The sequence below is a fragment of the Caulobacter sp. SRI_014 genome, assembly GCF_057586315.1.
The window spans coordinates 1-15,053 of the sequence record NZ_JBYCZQ010000013.1 but is presented as its reverse complement, the minus strand read 5'-3'; the positions used below and the strand labels follow the sequence as shown (position 1 = coordinate 15,053).

Sequence of the window (15,053 nt, the reverse complement as noted above, 5' to 3'; positions counted from 1 at the left end):
CGCCCGGCTATTCAAGCGGCGTGGCGACGCGCTTGACGACCGGGACGTCGGCGAAGGCGGGATTGAGGGACCGCAGCACGGCGACATCACGCGCCTGATGATCGAACAGCCCGACCCGCCCGGTCATCGAGCCGCAGGGCGTGTCGACATAGAGCTCGCCGACATAGGCCAGTTCGCCCGCCGCGACTTCAAACTCCCAGGTCGGCGGCGTGCCCTTGTTCTGCAGAAGGCCGCCCCCCACCGGATAGAGAATGTACCTGCCGGGTTTGAGGCTGATGACGTTGATCCGGCCGTAGTGGTCGTCGAAATGCGACTTCAGCATGCCGCCCTCGATGTTGGCGTCGGCCACGCGGCTGAGGTTGTCGTAGTGGCCGTGCCTGGCGACGCCGACCAGGAAGACCCGCCCGCCGCCACAGGCGCGCGGCGTGCCGCCGGTGACGATGATGCGGGCCTCCGTGGGCCCCGGCGGCCTCTGGTTCTGCGGCCAGTTCTGGATCGGCATGGAGGCGCAGGCGCCCAGCAACAGCGCGGCGGCCATGGCCGACAGGATCGACAGTTTCACGCAAATACCCCCCTTGAACGGGACCAGTCTGGCAGAACGGTTCGCACGCGGCCATGCTAGACCTCAGCGGACGGCCCACCCCGAGAGACCATGTGTAACAACTACGCCAACCACATCCCGGTCGGGGAGATCTTCGAGATCTTCAGCGAGAGCCGGTTTCCGCTGGTCTTTCCGAGCGGTCCGCCCAACCTCGAGCCCAACGACGATATCCGCCCGACCGACGCCGCGCCGGTGATCCTGCCCGACGGCGCGACGACGACCCTGGTCCGCCTCAAATGGGGTCTCCTACCCAGCCAGCCCAAGCGGCCGCCGGTGATCAACATGCGGTCGGAGGGCCGGCGGTTCGAGAAGGGGCGGTGCCTGATCCCGGCCTCCTCCTTCTTCGAGTTCACCGGCGAGAAGTATCCCAAGACCCGCTGGCGCTTCAGCCGCAGCGACGGCGACTGGTTCTGTTTCGCCGGCTATCAGAACGGCCCAAATACGAAGAATGGCGAGGACGCCCGCTTCAGCCTGCTGACCGTCGACCCCGGCCCCGACATCGCCCCCACCCACGACCGCCAGCCGGCCGTGCTGGACCGCGCCGACTGGGACCGCTGGCTGGCCGGCGAGGAGGGCCTGCTGAAGTCCTCGCCGGCGGGAACCTGGGTGATCGAGGAGGCGCCCCGCGCGCCGAAGGGTTCGCTGCTCTGAGCGAAGATGAATATGTCTAGACATAGGATTTTCATCCACGCCGCGACCGCCGGCAGAGGTGCTGGATCGAGGGTGGTGACACGGTGGTTTCCGGCCGACACCCGGAGGGTGTTCAACCGGTCGAAATGACGCTTCGGGCGGTCGCCCGGTAGGTCTCATGGTGTTGAATTATAACAGTATTTTTCCGACCATCGATGCTATAATGGCCGGGCTTCGACAAGCCACGGACCGAAGCGTCAGTTCCTGAACAGCTGCAGGATCAGGTTGGGCTGCTGGTTGGCGATGCTCAGCGCCTGGATAGCCAGCTGCTGCTTGACCTGCAGGGCCTGGAAGCGGGCGCTTTCCTTGGCCAGGTCCGCGTCGACCAGCCGGCCGATCGAGGTCTCCAGGGTGTCCTGCAGCTTGCTGATGAAGGTCTCGTGGGTCTCCAGCGCCTTGGCCCCGGTCCCCAGTTTGGCCACCGCCCCGTTGACGCCCTTCAAGGCGTTGTCGAGGTTGGTCAGGTCGGCGGCGGTCACCGTCGTCAGGTCGGCCAGCGTGCCGCTGATCAGCCCGCCGGTGGTCGACAGATCGACGTGGTCGACGTTGATGGTGTCGGTCGCGGCGCCATTGGCCAGGGCGCGGACATTGCCGCTGCTGCCGGCCGAGATCAGGCTGACGCCGCCGAAGGTGGCGTTGGAGGCGGCCAGGTCGATCTGTTTGCGGAGGGCCACATAGTCGGACGACAGGGCGGCGCGGTCGGCGGCGTTGATCGAAGGATCGGATGCGGCCAGCATCTTCTCCTTCATCTGGCTTAGCAGGTCGCTGATCGTCTCGCCGCCGCTGATCGCCACGTCGACGATGGAGACCCCGCGCTGCAGCGAGCCGGTGACGGCGTTCAGGGCGCGCAGTTCGGAGCGCTGGCCCTGGGCGATGGCCCAGACGGCGCCGTTGTCTTTCGGGGATGAGATTTTCAGGCCGGTGCTGATCCGGCGTTGAACCTCGAACAGCTCGGTGTTGACCGCGTTCAGGCTCTGCAGCGCGATCATCGCGCTGTAATTGGTGTTGATGCTCAGCATGGCCGGCCCGTTCTGGTGTCCGCTGACGCGGAAGGGCCTTTTGCCCCGCTGGCACGATTACCCGCCCGGGGTTAGCGGGCGGTGAATGGCCAGAACAGCGAGATGAGCAGCGGCGCGACGAGCAGGATGATCACCGACAGCGGCGCCCCCAGCCGGGCGTAGTCGCCGAACCGGTAGCCGCCTGGCCCCATGACCAGGGTGTTGCACTGGTGGCCGACCGGGGTGAGGAAGTCGCAGCCGGCTCCCACCGCCACGGCCATCAGGAAGGGATCGGGGCTGAGGCCCAGCTGCTTGGCCAGGCCCATGCCGATCGGCGCGACGATCAGCACGGTGGCGGCGTTGTTGAGGAAGGGGGTCGCCAGCATGGCCACGGCCATCATCGCCGTCAGGGTGACCAGCGGCGGCATGCCGTGGAAGGCGCCCGACAGGGCGGCGGCGATCAGGTCCGCCCCGCCGCTCTTCTGGATGCTGTCGCTGACCGGGATCAGGGCGGCGACCAGGATCAGCACCGGGGCGTCGAGGGCGGCATAGGCCTCGCGCATGCGCAGGGCGCCGACGGCGACGACCAGCACGGCGGCGATAAAGAAACCGGCGGCGACGGGAAGCAGACCGGTGGCGACCACCACCATCGCGCCGGCGAGGATTACCGCCGGGGCGATGGCGTGGCGGATGCCGCCCAGCCGCACCTCGCGCTCGGCCAGGGGCAGCAGGCCCAGCGCCCGCAGCGCTTCGGGCAGGCTTTGCTCGCTGCCCTGCAGCACCAGGATGTCGCCGCTGCGCAGCCGCGTTGAACTGAGCGGCCCGCGCATGCGGTAGCCGCTGCGGCTGACGCCGATCAGGTTGACCCCGTGGCTCTCATGCAGGGCGAAGCTCTTGGCGCTCTCGCCGATCAGGTCGCTGTCGGCCCCGATCACCGCCTCGACGACGCGGACCTCGTCGGTCGGTTCGGCCAGGGCGACGGGGCGGTCGGTCAGGCTGAGCTTGAGGCCCGCTCGGACGATCAGCTCATTGAGTTCCTGCTCCTCGCCCTCGAGCAGCAGGGTGTCGCCGGGCAGGATCTTGCGGTTGGGGTGCGGGGCGCTGATCCGCTTGTTGTCGCGCAGGATGGCGACGACCTGGTTGGAGCCGTCGCCGAACTTCTGGATGTCGGCGACGCGGCCGCTGCGCCACGACCACCCTACGGGGACCTCGACCTCGGTCATGTAGGCGTTGGCGGCCAGGGCGGCGTCGACGCTGATGCTGGCCTTGCGGTCCCTCGGCAGCAGCCGGTAGGCGAAGGTCAGGTAGAGGATGGCGATGACGGTCAGGATGCCGCCGACCGGGAAGTAGTCGAACATCCCGAACGGCACGCCGGTCGCCTCGCCGCGCACCTCGGAGACGATGATGTTTGGCGAGGTGCCGACCAGCACCGCCAGGCCGCCGACCAGGCTGGCGAAGCTCATCGGCATCAGCACGCGGGACGCCGGCGTGCTGGTTCTCTTGGCGATCTGAAGGGCGGTCGGCATCATCAGGGCCAGGGCCCCGACGTTCTTGCTGACCATGGACAGGACGGCGGTGGCGGCGCTGAACACCGGCACCTGGCTCTTCTCGGACTTCAGGTGGGGAACCAGCGGCCCCACGATCGTGTCGACCAGCCCCGACCGCGCCACCGCGGCGCTGAGCACCAGGGCGCTGGCGATGATGATGACGATGTCGTTGGAAACCCCGTCGAAGGCGCTCTTCACCGGGATGACGCCAATGACCACGCCGACGGCCAGGGCTCCGAGCGCCACCAGGTCGTAGCGCCACCGGCCCCAGATGAAGACGATCACGGTCAGGCCGACCAGGCCGAACGACAACGCCTGCTGCAAGGTCATGTGAAGCGCCCCATCGGGCGGGTAACGCGATCCGCTCTCCGGGGTTCCTAGGTCACCAGCGGCAGACCGCCCCCGTGCGCCGTCTCAGGAACATCCTTCGCCGGTCCGGTCGGCCCTCGCAGGGTCATCTTGTAGTCCTTCCAGCGCACCGACCGGTCCTTGCGGATCAGCCAGCGGGCGAAGCCCATGATGTCTTCGAGGATGGTGTACATCACAGGCACGAACAGCAGGCTGAGCAGGGTCGAGGTGATCAGGCCGCCGATCACGCCGATGGCCATCGGCTGACGGAACTCGACGTCCTCGCCCAGGCCCAGGGCCACGGGCAGCATGCCCGCGCCCATGGCCACGGTGGTCATCAGGATCGGCCGCGCCCGCTTGTGGGCGGCGTCCATCATGGCGTCGTAGCGGGTCTGGCCAGCGTTGCGCGCCTCGATGCCGTACTCGACCAGCAGGATCGAGTTCTTGGCGGCGATGCCCATCAGCATGAGCAGGCCGATCAGGGCCGGCATCGACAGGTTGGTGCCGGTGACCAGCAGGGCGAAGAAGGCTCCGCCCAGGGCCAGCGGCAGGGCCATCTGGATGGTGATCGGGTGCAGGAAGCTTTTGAACAGCAGGACCAGCACCGCGTACATCAACAGGATGCCGGTCAGGAAGGCGGTGGCGAAGCCGACACCCAACTCGGCGAAGGCCTCGACGTCACCAGACGGCTGCACCGAAACCCCGGTCGGCAGGTTCGTCATCGACGGCAGCGCCTTGACCGCCTTGTCGGCGTCGCCCAGCGCCATGCCCGCCAGTTCGGCGGTGATGGTGGCGTTGCGGCTGCGGTCCAGCCGGTCGATCTGGCTGGGGCCGGCGCCGAAGGTGATGTCAGCCACCGCGGCCAGCGGCACAGCCTCTCCGGACGCGGTCGGCACCCGCAGATTCTGGATGACGCCCAGTTCCTCGCGGGCGTCCTCGGTCAGGCGCAGGCGGATGGGGATCTGCCGGTCGCCGAGATTGAACTTGGGCAGCAGCTGGTCGATGTCGCCAAGCGTGGCGACGCGCACCGCCTGGCTGATGTCGCTGGCCGAGACGCCCATGCGGGCGGCGACGTCGGGCTTGGGCGTGACCAGGATTTCCGGCCGGGCGATGTCGGCGGTGTTGACGACATTGGCCAGGCCCTCGAGGCCGCGCATCTCCTGCTCCACCGCCCGGGCGGCCTTGGCCAGGGCAGGGCCGTCGTCGCTGGTCAGGGTGACGTTGTAGAGCGGGGCCGAGCCGTCGACGCCGAAGCGGATGCGCACCCCGGGCAGGTCCTTGAAGCTCTTGGCGATGTCCCGCTCGAACTCCTGCTGCGACAGCTTGCGGTCATGCTTGGGAACCAGGTTGGCGGTGATCGCCGCCCGCCGCACATCGCCCAGCGCAGCGCCCGACCCGCCGGGACCGGTGGCGGCCAGACCGGCGCCGACGCCGCCGTAGACGCTCTTCACCTCAGGCCGGGCCTTGAGGATTTCGGTGATCCGCAGGACGACCGCGTCGGTGTCCTCGATGGTCGAGCCGGGCGGAAGCTCGACGCTCATGGCGCTGTAGCCCTGGTCGCCGGCCGGAATGAACTCGCCCGGCACCAGGGTGGCGACGAAGATCGACAGCACGAAGAAGACGGTCCCCATGCCGAACGACAGGCCGCGGTGGCGCATGCCCCATGCCAGCGACTTGAGGTACCCGGCCATCCAGAACGGGTCCTTGTGCTCGCTCATCTTCGGGGTCTTCTTGAGCAGATAGGCGCTCATCAGCGGGGTCAGCATCCGCGCCACCACCAGCGAGAACAGCACCGAGACGCAGGCGGCCAGCGCGAAGCTCTTGAAGAACTGGCCGACCACACCCGGCATAAAGCCCACCGGAGCGAACACCGCCACGATGGTCGCCGTGGTCGCAACGACGGCCAGGCCGATCTCGTCCGCCGCCTCCATCGCCGCCTGGTAGGGCTTCAGATTGTACTGCTGCATATGCCGGACGATGTTCTCGATCTCGACGATGGCGTCGTCGACGAGGATGCCGATAGTCAGCGACAGGGCCAGCAGGGTGACGACGTTGAACGTCTGGTCCAGCGGCGCGAGGATGGCGAAGGTCGGGATCAGCGACAGGGGAATGGCCGTCGCCGTGATCAGGGTCGCCCGCCAGTCGCGCAGGAACAGGAAGACCACCGCCACCGCCAGGATGGCGCCGAGCAGCAGGGCCTCGACCGAGGCGTTATAGCTGGCCTCGACGTACTGCACCGTGGAGGTGACCTCTTCGATCTCGAGGTCCTTGCGTTCTTCGTCGAGCTTTTCGACGGCCTTGCGCACCGCCTTGCCGGCCTTGACCTCGCTGCCGTCGCGGGTGCGCAGCATGGAGAAGGAAACCACCTCCTGGCCGTCGAAACGGGCCCGGATGCGTGGCTCGGTCCAGCTGTCTGTGACAGCGCCCAGGTCGCCCAGCCGCACGCTGCGGCCACCGCCGAGCGCCACCCGCTTGTCGGCCAGCTGCTGCACGGTGTCGGCTCCGCCGAGAGTGCGGATGGCCCGCTCCTCGCCGCCGACCGTGGCCCGGCCGCCGGGCAGGTCGGCGTTGATGGCCCGCAGGGTCTGGCTGACCTGGGCCGCCGTGACGCCCTGGGCCGCCAGCTTGCGCGGATCCAGCTCGACGCGGATCTCTCGGCTCACCCCGCCTTCGCGGGTCACCTGGGCAATGCCGGGAATGGCCAGCAGCCGCTTGGAGACATCGTTGTCGACGAACCAGCTCAGCTGCTCGGGGTTCAGGCTGCCCGACCGCACCACATAGGTGATCAGCGGCTGGCCGGAGATGTCGATGCGCTGGACAATGGGCTCGGGAATGTCCTGCGGCAGGTCGGCCCGGACCGAGGCGACGGCGTTGCGCACGTCGTTGGTGGCCCGTTCCAGGTCGGTGCCGATCTCGAATTCGACGGCGGTGTTGCTGACCCCGTCACCGACGGTCGAGCGTACATGGCGCACGCCGTTGAGGCCCGTCAGGGCGTCTTCGATAATTCGGGTGACCTGGCTTTCCAGCTCCGGCGGCGCGGCCCCGGGCTGGCCAGCGGCGACCACCACCAGCGGAAAATCGATGTCGGGGAAATTGTTGACCCGCATCTGCAGGAAGCCCTGCACCCCGGCCAGGGTCAGGATGATGAACAGCAGGACGACCGGAATCGGGTTCTTGATCGACCAGGCGGAGATGTTGCGGAACATCAGCCGCCCCTAGCGTTTGGGCTGGGCGGCGACCACGCGGACATGGTCCCCGTCGGCCAGGAAGCCGGCTCCGCCGACCACCACCCGCTCGCCGGCGTTCAGGCCGCCGGCGATCTCTACGCTGTCGCCGACCCGGGCGCCCGTGGTCACTTCGCGGAAGTGGGCCTGGCCCTTGGCGTCTATGATGTAGACCCCGGCCTTGGAGTTGCGGAACACCACCGCCGACTGCGGCAGGGTCAGGGCCGGCTGGTCGCCGACATCGATGCTGGCCTTGGCGAACATGCCGGGCCGGAAGGACTGCGGCGAGGCCAGGCTGACCCGGGCCAGGCCGACACGGGTCTGGGCGTCGACGCGGGGGGTGACCAGGCGCAGGACGCCGCCGGTCTGGCCGCCCTCGTCGCCGGTTATGACGGCGGGCATGCCCGAACGCAGCAGGTTCAGCTGGGCTTCCGGCACCTCGCCGGCCAGCTCCAGCCGGCCGTCGCGGACCAGGCGGAACAGTTCGACGCCGGGCTGGACGATCTGGCCCTTGACCACCGAGCGGCTCGAAACCCGACCGCTGACCGGAGCGCGCACGCTGGTCTGGGCCAGCTGGGCGGCGGCGGAGGCGGCCTGGGCCTCGGCCTGGGCGACGCCGGCCGAGGCCGTGCGCTGCCGGGCCAGGGCCGTGTCCAGGGCGGCCTGGGAGAGGTAGCCCTTGGCCTTCAGCTCCTGCGAGCGGCCGAGCGCGGCGGTCGCCTCGGCCAGGGTCGCCTTGGCCGACAGCACCCCGGCCTCGGCCTGGCGCAGCGCCGCCCGCTGGACGGTGTCGTTCATCTTGAGGATCAGCTGGCCCTGGCGGACCCAGTCACCTTCGTCGACCAGCACCTGCACGGCAGTCAGCCCGCCCGTCTCGGCGCCGACGATGACCTCGTTCCAGGCGGTGACGCTGCCCGAGACCTCGACCCGCCGGGGAAGGCTCTGCAGAGTGACGACGGCGGCGGTGACGGTCTGGGCGACCTTGGCCTTGGGCGCCTCATCCTTCTTGCCACAGGCGGCCAGCGGCAGCGCCATGGCGAGGGCGAAGGTCACAGCGAGGGTCCGCGTCCGGCCGGGCCGGTCGGTAAAGGCGCGCACGTCGAGCTCCCCAGTCTGTGCAATCGTCAGCGGTATCTAGGCTTTTGCGATCATATCGCAACCGCGAAGAGCCAGCTTTCCGCTCCGAGGACGCGGCGGAAGACACGGTTCCGACAGACTGCTGACAAAATAGGGACAGGCGGCCCGGTCAGGCCTCGTTGCGATCGGCCCAATGGCCCGGGTCCGCCGTCGCCAGGACAGAGGCCACCTTGGCGGTGAGCTCCTCGGCCGCGAAGGGCTTGAGCAGGTAGCCGCCGGCCCCTGCGCGGATGGCCGCCTGGATATCGACCCCAAGGCCCGAGGCGCTAAACACCAGCACGGGGGTGTCCTTGAACCGCTGGCGCAGGCGGACGCGGCCGATCAGCTCCAGGCCGGTCATGCCGGGCATGCTGACATCGACCAGCAACAGGTCGGGCCGGCCCAGCACCAGGTACTTGAGGGCGTGCTCGCCGCTCCAGGCCGTGGCCACCTCATAGCCGGCGGCTTCCAGCACCAGCCGGGCGTATTCACGGACCGGTTCGTCGTCGTCAACGACAAGGATGAGTGGCGCCATTCGCATACCTCTCGCGATGCGAACGCTCAATATGAGGGTAAGGTTCTGAGGAAGGGTAAATCCACCGCGCGCCGCAAACCCTCGCAAGCGGAGCGATTTGTGCTAGACGCGCCCCACCATGGCGACCCCACCTATCGACAAGATCCGCAACTTCTCCATCGTGGCGCACATCGACCACGGCAAGAGCACCCTCTCCGACCGCCTCATCCAGGAGACGGGCGGCCTGACCGCGCGCGAGATGACCGAGCAGGTCCTCGACAACATGGACATCGAGAAAGAGCGCGGCATCACCATCAAGGCGCAGACCGTGCGCCTGGAATACAAGGCCAAGGACGGGGAAACCTACATCCTGAACCTGATGGACACCCCCGGGCACGTCGACTTCGCCTATGAGGTCAGCCGCAGCCTGGCCGCCTGCGAAGGCTCGATCCTGGTCGTCGACGCCAGCCAGGGCGTCGAGGCCCAGACCCTGGCCAACGTCTATCAGGCCATCGACAACAACCACGAGATCGTCCCGGTCCTCAACAAGATCGACCTGCCCGCCGCCGAGCCGGACCGGGTGCGGGCCCAGATCGAGGACGTCATCGGTCTGGACGCATCCGACGCGGTGCTGTGCAGCGCCAAGAGCGGCATCGGCATCCCCGATGTGCTGGAGGCCATCGTCACCCGCCTGCCGGCGCCCAAGGGCGATCCGAACGCGCCGCTGAAGGCCCTGCTGGTCGACGCCTGGTACGACGCTTATCTCGGCGTCATCGTGCTGGTGCGGATCTTCGACGGCACGCTGAAGGCCGGCCAGCGGATCAAGATGATGAACGCCGGGGCCAGCCATCTGGTGGATCGGGTCGGGGTATTCCTGCCCAAGAACACCCCGGTCGAGAGCCTGGGTCCCGGCGAGGTCGGCTTCTTCACCGCCCAGATCAAGGAAGTGGCCGACGCCGCCGTCGGCGACACCATCACCGACGAGAAGAAGCCCACCGCCGCCGCCCTGACGGGCTTCAAGGAAGTGCAGCCGGTGGTGTTCTGCGGCCTGTTCCCGGTCGACGCCGCCGACTTCGAGGACCTGCGCAGCGCCATCGGCCGTCTGCGCCTGAACGACGCCAGCTTCAGCTATGAGATGGAAACCAGCGCCGCGCTGGGCTTCGGCTTCCGCTGCGGGTTCCTGGGGCTGTTGCACCTGGAGATCATCCAGGAGCGGCTCAGCCGCGAGTTCGACCTCGACCTGATCGCGACGGCGCCCAGCGTCGTCTACAAGATCGCCCTGACCCACGGCGGCGGCGAGATCGAGCTGCACAACCCGGCCGACCTGCCCGATCCGACCAAGATCGAGACGATCAGCGAGCCGTGGATCAAGGCCACGATCCTGACGCCGGACGAGTACCTGGGCGGGGTCATCAAGCTGTGCCAGGACCGCCGCGGCGAGCAGCGCGAACTGTCCTACGTCGGCAGCCGGGCTATGCTGGTCTACGACCTGCCGCTCAACGAGGTCGTCTTCGACTTCTACGACCGCCTGAAGAGCATCTCGAAGGGCTACGCCAGCTTCGACTACCAGATCGAGGGCTACCGCGCCGGCGACCTGGTCAAGATGCAGATCCTGGTCAACGCCGAGCCGGTCGATGCGCTGGCCATGCTGGTCCACCGGGCCCGCGCCGAGCAACGCGGCCGGGGCATGGTCGAGAAGATGAAGGAGCTGATCCCGCAACACATGTTCGTCATCCCGATCCAGGCGGCCATCGGCGGCCGGATCATCGCCCGGGAAACCGTGCGGGCCCTGCGCAAGGACGTCACCGCCAAGTGCTACGGCGGCGACGCCAGCCGCAAGCGCAAGCTGCTGGACAAGCAGAAGGCCGGCAAGAAGCGCATGCGCCAGTTCGGCAAGGTCGAGATCCCGCAGGAAGCCTTCATCGCCGCCCTGAAGATGGACGACAACTGATGCTGCCGGCGGAGGGCGACGGGGTCACCCTGCTCGTCGATATTCCGCTGACCCGCATCGGGGCGGGCGACACCGGCGTCATCACGGCGATCCGCCGGGCCGACGACGGACGCCTGCTCTACACCATCGAGCTCGACGGGCATGACGCCGCCCGGGTCGATCTGGATGCCAGCCAGTTCGGGCTCGACTAGTCCGCCAGCAGCTTGCGCAGCTCGTTCTTGGCCACCTTCTCGAGGGTGGCGCGCGGGAAGCTGTCGACGAAGCGGACCTCATGCGGCTGTTTGAAGCTGGCCAGCTGGGCCTTGCAGGTCTCGAGGATGGCCGCTTCCAGACCGTCCACGCCGCTGGCCGCGATGACGAACGCGACCGGGACCTCGTCCAGCATCGGATGGCGTTTGGCGACCACGGCCACCTCGCCGACGCCAGGCACCGAAGCAACCACCCGCTCGATCTCCGAGGCCGCGACGTTCTCGCCGCCGACCTTGAGCATGTCCTTCGAGCGGTCGGCGAAATAGAGGTAGCCGTCCTCGCCGCGCCGGACGCGGTCGCCGGTGATGAACAGGCCGTCGGCGGTGAAGGCCTTGGCCGTCGCCTCGGGATCGTGGGCGTACTCCAGAAACAGCGACAGCCCCCGGATGCCGCCGACCAGCAGGTCGCCGGTCTCGCCGACCGCGACCGGCTGGCCCTCTTCATCCAGCACATGGATGTCGTAGGCCGGTGAGGGCCGGCCCATCGACATCGGGGCGTCGGGGGCGGTGGGCGAGCCGACCGTGCCGTGGGTCATGGTCTCGGTCATGCCCCACCAGCCGACGGTCTTGACGCCGAACAGCCTGTCCGTGGCCGGGTCGCAGATGCCGTTACCGAAGTTGCGGTAGCTGTGCTGCGGCACGGGCTGGCCGGCGATGGCCTTCAGGCAGAAGGGCACCATCGAGGTCCAGGTGCAGCGGTGCTTGAGCGACACCGGCCAGAAGCGGCTGGCCGAAAACTTCGGCATCAGCACCGCCGTGGCCCCGGCCCAGAAGGCGGCCAGCACGCTGTAGACCTGGGCGTTGGTGTGGAACAGCGGGAGGTAGACGAGGTGCACGTCCTCCGGGACCAGGCCTTCGTTCTGGGCGCACATCCGCCCGCCCCACAGGGCATTGGCGTGGGTCCACAGCACGGCCTTGGGGCGCGCCGTGGTGCCGCTGGTGTACTGGATGCCGAAGTGGGCCCAGGGGTCGTGCGGGCGCTGCGCCAGGGTGGCGGGATCGGCGTCGAGGGCGGCGAAGGGTTCGAACCCGTCGGCCACGCCCGGCTCGCCGCTGTCGTTGTCGGTGACCACGGTCCAGGCCAGCTGCGGCGCCGCCTCGCGGACAAGACCGGCCAGCATCGGCTGGGTGATCGCGCCCACAGCCCCGCTGTGCTCGGCGAAATAGCGGACCTCGTCGAGGCTCGACTTCGTGTTGGTCGTCACCGGCACGGCCCCGGCATAGGCGCAGCCCAGCCAGCTGATCACCGACTCCGGACAGTTCTCCAGATGCACCACCACCCGGTCGCCGACCTTGACGCCCCGCGCCTGCAGCCCTGCCGCCAGCCGGCGCACGGCATCGGCGAACTGCCCATAGGACCAGGTCCGCCCCTCACCCTCAAAGGGCTCCCAGACCAGGAAGGGATGGTCGCCGCGCCAGGCGGCGCGGGCGTCGATCAGGCTGCGGATGTCCATGCCCTCGAAGGGCGTCAGGGGGCGCGGTGCGGTCATGGCGTCTAAGTGCAATCCCGAAGTCAGATCGTAAAGGGCGCCGTGGCGTCGGACAGATGTCCAACTGAGGACCCGGCCTTTTTCGCCGCGCGGCATTCGCTATCCTGCCGCCATGACCAAGCCCAACCCGACTCGCGAACGGCTGATCGCGGCGGCCTTCGCCGTCGTCGCCCGCGAGGGGCTGGAAGCCGCCAGCGTCAAGACCATCGCCGCCGAGGCCGGCATCACGCCGGGGCTGATGCACTACCACTTCCCGACCAAGGACGCCCTGCTGGAAGCGGCCATGCGGCGCGGACTGGACGACTATCGCCAGCGGCTGATCGCCCGCCGCTCGGCCACCCCGCCCGAGCAACAGTTGGCCGCCTTCTTCGCCGAGGCGCGGGACGGGGCGGAGGCCGACGCCGACTTCTTCCGGGTGCGGCTGGCCTTCGCGGCCCAGGCGTTGAGCCACCCGGCTCTGGCCGACGTTCTGCGCGAGCTGAACGCCGCGGCCGTGGCCGAAGCCGCCCTGACCTTCGCCGCCGCCGCCGGGCGCCCGGAGGCCAATGACCGTGACCTCGCCCTGGCCGCCACGCTCAAGGCCAGCTTCGACGGCCTGATGCTGGCCTGGCTGAACGACCCCGCCTTCCCGCTCGACGCCGCCCGGGACATCCTTGAAGGCGCCGCCCAGCGCTGGATGACCCCCTTGCCGTAAACCGCCATACGCATTATTTGGTTGGTTGACCAACCTAAACGGAGGCGAGGATGCGGATCGTGATGACGGGGGCGACGGCCGGCATCGGCCTGGTTGCGGCCAGACATCTGCTGGCCCAGGGGGCGGAACTGACCATCGGGGCGCGGCGGCCGGACCAGGCGCCGGCTGCGCTGAAACGCCGAAGCCGACGGGAGCCGCTGGACCTGGCCGACGTCGATCAGGTGCGGACCTTCGCCGCCGTCCAGCCGGACCAGCCGATCGATGTGCTGCTGCTCAACGCCGGCCTGCAGAACGTCACCGGCGGGCGCAGCCGGCAGGGCTACGAAGTCACCTTCGCGGCCAACCACCTGGCCCATCAGCTGCTCATCCGCCTGCTCCTGCCGAAGATGGCGCCGAACGGGCGGATCATCCTGACCGCCAGCGGCACGCACGATCCCGAAGAAAAGACCGGCATGCCGCCGCCCAACCACGCCGACGCCAACCGCCTGGCCCATCCGGACACCGACCCGGAGCGGGACGCCTCGCAGGGCGTTGCCGGCCGGCGGGCCTATTCCACCTCCAAGCTGTGCAACGTGATGACCGCCCGGGAGCTGGCCCGGCGGCTGGCGGCGACGCGGCCGGACGTGATGGTCGCCGCCTTCGACCCCGGCTTCACCCCCGGCACCGGCCTGGCGCGGGACTACCCCTTCCCCCTGTCGCTGGTCTTCCGCTTCATCCTTCCCCTGGTGGTCCGCGGCGAGCGGATCAGCACCCCGGCCAATTCCGGACGCCTGCTGGCGGAGCTGGCGACCGATCCGCGCTGGGCCGGGGCGCGGGGCGACTATGTGTCGGTGCGCAGCAGGGGCATGAAGACCCTGCCGCCCTCGGCCCTGGCCCGCGACGACGCCGCCTGCGCGCGGCTGTGGACCGACAGCGAGGCCCTCGCGCCGATCTGACCAAATCGGCCTGACCTCGACAGGGCGGGGCGCAGGCGCCATCTGTGCCCCATGACCCCCGAAGACGCCGAACTGCTCGAGCCCTACCACCAGGAAATCGGCCGCCTGGCCCTGGAGGCGGCCGACGAGACGGCCACGCGCCTGCTCGTCTATGCCGAGATGGATGCCGACGGCCTGACCGCCGACCTGTTCTTCGACGACCCCGAACACCCCGACGACATCCGCTACCGCCTGTGCCCGCCGGTCATGGAGAGCATCATCGAGGCCTATTGGGACGCCTGCCGGCAAATCGACCCCAAGGGCGAATGGGCGACCCTGGCCTATGTCATCGAGGACGGCGGCTTCCGGGTGGAGCTGAAGTACCCGGAAGAGATCGACGAGCTGCCGGACGAGGACATCAGCGACCGGCGGCCCGTGGTGGTGGCCAGCGTGTTCGGCCCGGGGCTGGTGGACTACTCGCGGCCGGGGGTCTGAGGGTTGGGGAACCGCCGCGTTATCGAAGCGGAACCATTATAGCACGACGGGGGTTGATGCGTCGGAAGTTCTCCCCGCATTTTCAACAACTTGACACCAATCAGCTGTCCGCCTGTAGAGGCGTTTCAGCCTCTCCGGGGACGGCTTTCGACCACCCTGGAACCACCCCGCAGCGGGCGCGATGGCCCAAGGCCGAGTGACGTCAAAATCGGCGCCTGAATCT

The 15,053-nt window shown here is 68.7% G+C and carries 13 protein-coding genes; 6 read left to right on the top strand and 7 right to left on the bottom strand.

The features are described 5' to 3' along the window. Positions 1–7 precede the first annotated feature (7 nt). Positions 8–562, bottom strand: a complete 555-nt coding sequence (locus AC2YG9_RS20450; RefSeq protein WP_487299847.1) for a hypothetical protein — start codon at positions 560–562, stop codon at positions 8–10. Between the two features lie 90 nt (positions 563–652). On the opposite strand from AC2YG9_RS20450, the gene AC2YG9_RS20445 reads away from it, so the two are divergent. Beyond that, positions 653–1,252 (top strand): SOS response-associated peptidase, encoded by a 600-nt coding sequence (locus tag AC2YG9_RS20445; protein WP_487299846.1) that lies wholly within the window; start codon positions 653–655, stop codon positions 1,250–1,252. Between the two features lie 236 nt (positions 1,253–1,488). On the opposite strand, the gene AC2YG9_RS20440 is transcribed toward AC2YG9_RS20445, so the two are convergent. From AC2YG9_RS20440 to AC2YG9_RS20420, 5 genes are all read right to left on the bottom strand, one after another. Continuing rightward, the gene (locus AC2YG9_RS20440) at positions 1,489–2,310 is read right to left on the bottom strand and encodes a flagellin (protein ID WP_487299845.1); all 822 of its coding nucleotides are present in this window, start codon (positions 2,308–2,310) and stop codon (positions 1,489–1,491) included. Positions 2,311–2,381: 71 nt separating this feature from the next. Further along, positions 2,382–4,166, bottom strand: coding sequence for an SLC13 family permease (locus tag AC2YG9_RS20435; RefSeq protein ID WP_487299844.1), 1,785 nt, complete (start codon positions 4,164–4,166; stop codon positions 2,382–2,384). A 47-nt stretch (positions 4,167–4,213) separates the two neighbouring features. Continuing rightward, positions 4,214–7,390: an efflux RND transporter permease subunit gene (locus AC2YG9_RS20430; protein ID WP_487299843.1), complete on the bottom strand. Its 3,177-nt coding sequence runs from the start codon at positions 7,388–7,390 to the stop codon at positions 4,214–4,216. A 9-nt stretch (positions 7,391–7,399) separates the two neighbouring features. Continuing rightward, positions 7,400–8,506, bottom strand: coding sequence for an efflux RND transporter periplasmic adaptor subunit (locus AC2YG9_RS20425; RefSeq protein ID WP_487299842.1), 1,107 nt, complete (start codon positions 8,504–8,506; stop codon positions 7,400–7,402). A 148-nt stretch (positions 8,507–8,654) separates the two neighbouring features. Continuing rightward, positions 8,655–9,059, bottom strand: coding sequence for a response regulator (locus AC2YG9_RS20420; protein ID WP_487299841.1), 405 nt, complete (start codon positions 9,057–9,059; stop codon positions 8,655–8,657). A gap of 118 nt (positions 9,060–9,177) precedes the next feature. On the opposite strand from AC2YG9_RS20420, the gene lepA reads away from it, so the two are divergent. Both lepA and AC2YG9_RS20410 read left to right on the top strand, forming a co-directional pair. Beyond that, entirely contained in the window at positions 9,178–10,989 is a 1,812-nt protein-coding gene (gene lepA / locus AC2YG9_RS20415) for a translation elongation factor 4 (protein WP_487299840.1), read from the top strand. After that, the gene (locus tag AC2YG9_RS20410) at positions 10,989–11,180 is read left to right on the top strand and encodes a hypothetical protein (RefSeq protein WP_487299839.1); all 192 of its coding nucleotides are present in this window, start codon (positions 10,989–10,991) and stop codon (positions 11,178–11,180) included. Before lepA ends, AC2YG9_RS20410 begins: the two co-directional genes overlap by 1 nt. Here the strand turns inward: AC2YG9_RS20410 and AC2YG9_RS20405 are convergent. Then, positions 11,177–12,727: an AMP-binding protein gene (locus AC2YG9_RS20405; RefSeq protein WP_487299838.1), complete on the bottom strand. Its 1,551-nt coding sequence runs from the start codon at positions 12,725–12,727 to the stop codon at positions 11,177–11,179. The genes AC2YG9_RS20410 and AC2YG9_RS20405 overlap by 4 nt on opposite strands. A 112-nt stretch (positions 12,728–12,839) precedes the next feature. Here AC2YG9_RS20405 and AC2YG9_RS20400 point away from each other — a divergent pair, with 112 nt between their 5' ends. From AC2YG9_RS20400 to AC2YG9_RS20390, 3 genes are read left to right on the top strand one after another with little or no spacing between them, the layout of a single operon-like run. After that, complete coding sequence (locus AC2YG9_RS20400) at positions 12,840–13,421, top strand: TetR/AcrR family transcriptional regulator (RefSeq protein WP_487299837.1); 582 nt, start codon at positions 12,840–12,842, stop codon at positions 13,419–13,421. A 50-nt stretch (positions 13,422–13,471) separates the two neighbouring features. Beyond that, on the top strand, positions 13,472–14,356 hold the full coding sequence (locus AC2YG9_RS20395; RefSeq protein WP_487299836.1) for an SDR family NAD(P)-dependent oxidoreductase: 885 nt from the start codon (positions 13,472–13,474) through the stop codon (positions 14,354–14,356). A gap of 51 nt (positions 14,357–14,407) precedes the next feature. Continuing rightward, a complete protein-coding gene (locus AC2YG9_RS20390; RefSeq protein WP_487299835.1) occupies positions 14,408–14,830 on the top strand; it encodes a hypothetical protein in 423 nt (140 codons plus the stop codon). The last annotated feature ends 223 nt before the right edge of the window (positions 14,831–15,053 follow it).